General features: G+C 70.6%; 2 protein-coding genes. One reads left to right on the forward strand and one right to left on the reverse strand.

Annotated elements, in window-relative coordinates; all coding sequences use genetic code 11:
* The coding region (gene aspS / locus M3N57_11990; protein MDP9023389.1) for an aspartate--tRNA ligase at positions 1 to 1,353 on the forward strand (1,353 nt) is incomplete at its 5' end.
* A gap of 169 nt (positions 1,354 to 1,522) precedes the next feature.
* Here the strand turns inward: aspS and M3N57_11995 are convergent.
* Positions 1,523 to 1,774, reverse strand: coding sequence for a DUF559 domain-containing protein (locus M3N57_11995; GenBank protein ID MDP9023390.1), 252 nt, complete (start codon positions 1,772 to 1,774; stop codon positions 1,523 to 1,525).
* Between the last annotated feature and the right edge of the window lie 1,046 nt (positions 1,775 to 2,820).

A 2,820-nucleotide genomic window follows, 5' to 3' on the forward strand; every position in this document is an offset into this window, starting at 1 on the left:
GCGGAGACCAACTCGGTGATCCGGCGGGTGATGGAACGCCACGGCTTCGTCGAGGTCGAGACGCCGATGCTGACCCGCGCCACCCCGGAAGGTGCTCGCGACTTCCTGGTCCCGTCGCGGCTGCAGCCCGGCCACACGTACGCGTTGCCACAGTCCCCGCAGCTGTTCAAGCAGCTGCTGCAGGTGGCCGGCATCGAGCGCTACTACCAGATCGTGCGCTGCTTCCGTGACGAGGACCTGCGCGCCGACCGTCAACCGGAGTTCACCCAGCTGGATGTCGAACTGTCCTTCGGTGACGAGGAGGACGTGATCGCCCTCAGCGAGGAGCTGTTCGCGGAGGTCTGGCGGGAGGTCGCCGCCGAGGACATCGCCACCCCGTTCCGGCGGATCGATCACGCCGAAGCGATGCGCCGGTACGGCACCGACAAGCCGGATCTGCGCTTCGAGATGGAGCTGGCCGATCTGAGCGACGTGTTCGCCGCCACCGAGGTCGGTGTGTTCCGCGGGTCGCTGCAGGCTGGCGGGGCGCTGGTCGCCGTCACCGTCTCCGAGGGGGGACAGCTGTCGCGGAAGGAGTTCGACGACTGGATCGAGTGGGCCAAGCGGCGGGGCGCCGGGGGGCTGGCTTGGGCGGTCGTCGAGGCCGACGGGGCGCTGCGTTCGCCGCTGGCGAAGTTCATGTCCGAGGACGAGATCTCCGGGCTCAAGCGCGCGACCGGGGCGCAGCCGGGTGATGCCGTGTTCATCGGCGCCGGCTCCGACCCGTGGGTGCGGGAGCTGATGGGGGCGTTGCGGGTCGCGCTCGCCCGCGACCGCCACGTCGTGGCCGAAGGCGGGTGGGAGTTCCTCTGGATCGTCCGACCTCCCCTGTTCGAGCAGGGCGACGACGGCAGGTGGACCCCGACCCACCACCCGTTCACCGCCCCGACCTCCGAGTGGGTCGAGGGCTTCGAGGACGATCCGGGGCGCGCCACCGCCCAGGCGTACGACCTCGTGCTCAACGGCTACGAGCTCGGTGGCGGGTCGATGCGGATCCACGACGCCGAGCTGCAGCGCCGGGTGTTCCGGTTCCTCGGCATCGCTGATCAGGAGGCCGAGAGCAAGTTCGGGTTCCTCCTGCGCGGTCTGTCGTACGGCGTTCCCCCGCACGGGGGCATCGCGTTCGGCTTGGACCGTGTGGTGATGCTGCTCACCGGTCGCAACCACATCCGTGATGTGATCGCGTTCCCCAAGACGCAGTCCGGCTGGGATCCGCTCACGGACGCCCCGGCGCCCTACGAGCAGGTGTCGCTGACCGAGCTCGGCCTGCAGGTTGCCCCACGCCCCAAGCGCCAGGTCAGTCCGCCCAGCTGACCGCTCGACGATCCGCGGGTGGGCGCCATCTTGCGCGCGTTGGCGCGTCCGGGACGTCCACGTCAGTGGTCCGTGTGTGCAGTTGTTCCCGCGGGCGGGAAGAGGTTGGGACGCCGATCGCGGTGCGTGGTCCGTGTGCGCAGTTGTTCCCGCCGCCGGCAACAGGCGCCTACACCGATCCCCGCGCACCTGGATGGCCGAGCCGGATCAGCTCGGCGCGCACCCGCGCCACCACCCCCGCGGGATCACGCCGCAGCTGATCGGTGGTGATGCGGAGGAACGACCACCCCTCGGCCTCGAGCTCCCGTTGGCGCGTCGCGTCAGCAAGGCGGTCGGGCGGGATGCCGTGGAACGTCCGGCTGTCCGCCTCGATCGCGAGCCGGACCTCGGGGTAGGCGAGGTCGAGGACGTACCGCAGCACGCCCCGCGTCGAACAGCTCGAAGTTGACCTTGGGGGGCGGGAAGCCGGCGTCACGCAGAAGGCAGTAGAGGTCGATCTCGGCAACGGAGCGCGTCCGTACCAGGCCGGGTTCAGCGTCCCGCAGGACCTGCCTCAGCCGGGCGGCGCCCCGCACTCGGCCGAGCGGCGCCAGACAGCTGTCGATGGCCTGCGGGGTCGTCCGCCCGCGACGCCACGCGTCGTACACGATCCGACGCAGCGAGGAGTCAGCGACCACGCCGGCGAGGTCGCAGATGGTTCGCTCCAGCGAGGTGACCAGGAAGGGCTCGGTCCAGCTCCGATCCGTTCGGGGCAACCACGTGGAGGTGTGGATCCGCGCTCCCCGCGCGGTGACCTTGGTTCCTCTGGGAACCACCAGTTCGATCGAGTCGGGGCGCTGCAGGTCGCACAGTCGATGCAGATAGCCGGCGGAACGGTGCGACAGCACAGCACGCCGGCGGCTGACGAGCTGGGCAGCCAACGCCCGGCGCTCCCAGGAATCCGGCGTCCCGGCCAGCGCGTAGACCGAGCGGTGCCAGCGCTCGAGCAGGCCGGTTGCGACCTTGCGGCACAGATCGTTCTGGTCAACGCCGACTGCAGCAGCCTGCGCGTACAGGAAGAGCCCCAGCTGGCGCCGGCTGATGCGCCCGAGTTCCGCCCAAGGAGTCGTCTCCATCGGCGGTGAGCCTCACGCTCCGCGCCCCGCCCGTCACATGTCTTCGGCGACGAAGCTGGGGATATCCGCTGACCGCGCCGTCGTGTGGGGTTGTTCCCGTCGGCGGGAACAGGTGTGGCCGTTCGCATGTATGGGGTTGTTCCCGTCGGCGGGAACGGGCAGGGACATCGATGGTGTGGCCGTTCGCATGTCCGGGGTTCTTCCCGTTGGCGGGAACAGGTGGGGACACCGACGGCGGGCTCGGCGGTACGGTCCGTGCGATGGACCGCCTGTTCGACAGCGCCCCGCCCGGCGGCGATGCCGCGCCGCCCAACGACGCCCCGCCCGGCGGCAACACGCCGCCCGGCAACAG

Source organism: Actinomycetota bacterium (assembly GCA_030776725.1).
GTDB lineage: Bacteria > Actinomycetota > Nitriliruptoria > Nitriliruptorales > JAHWKO01 > JAHWKW01.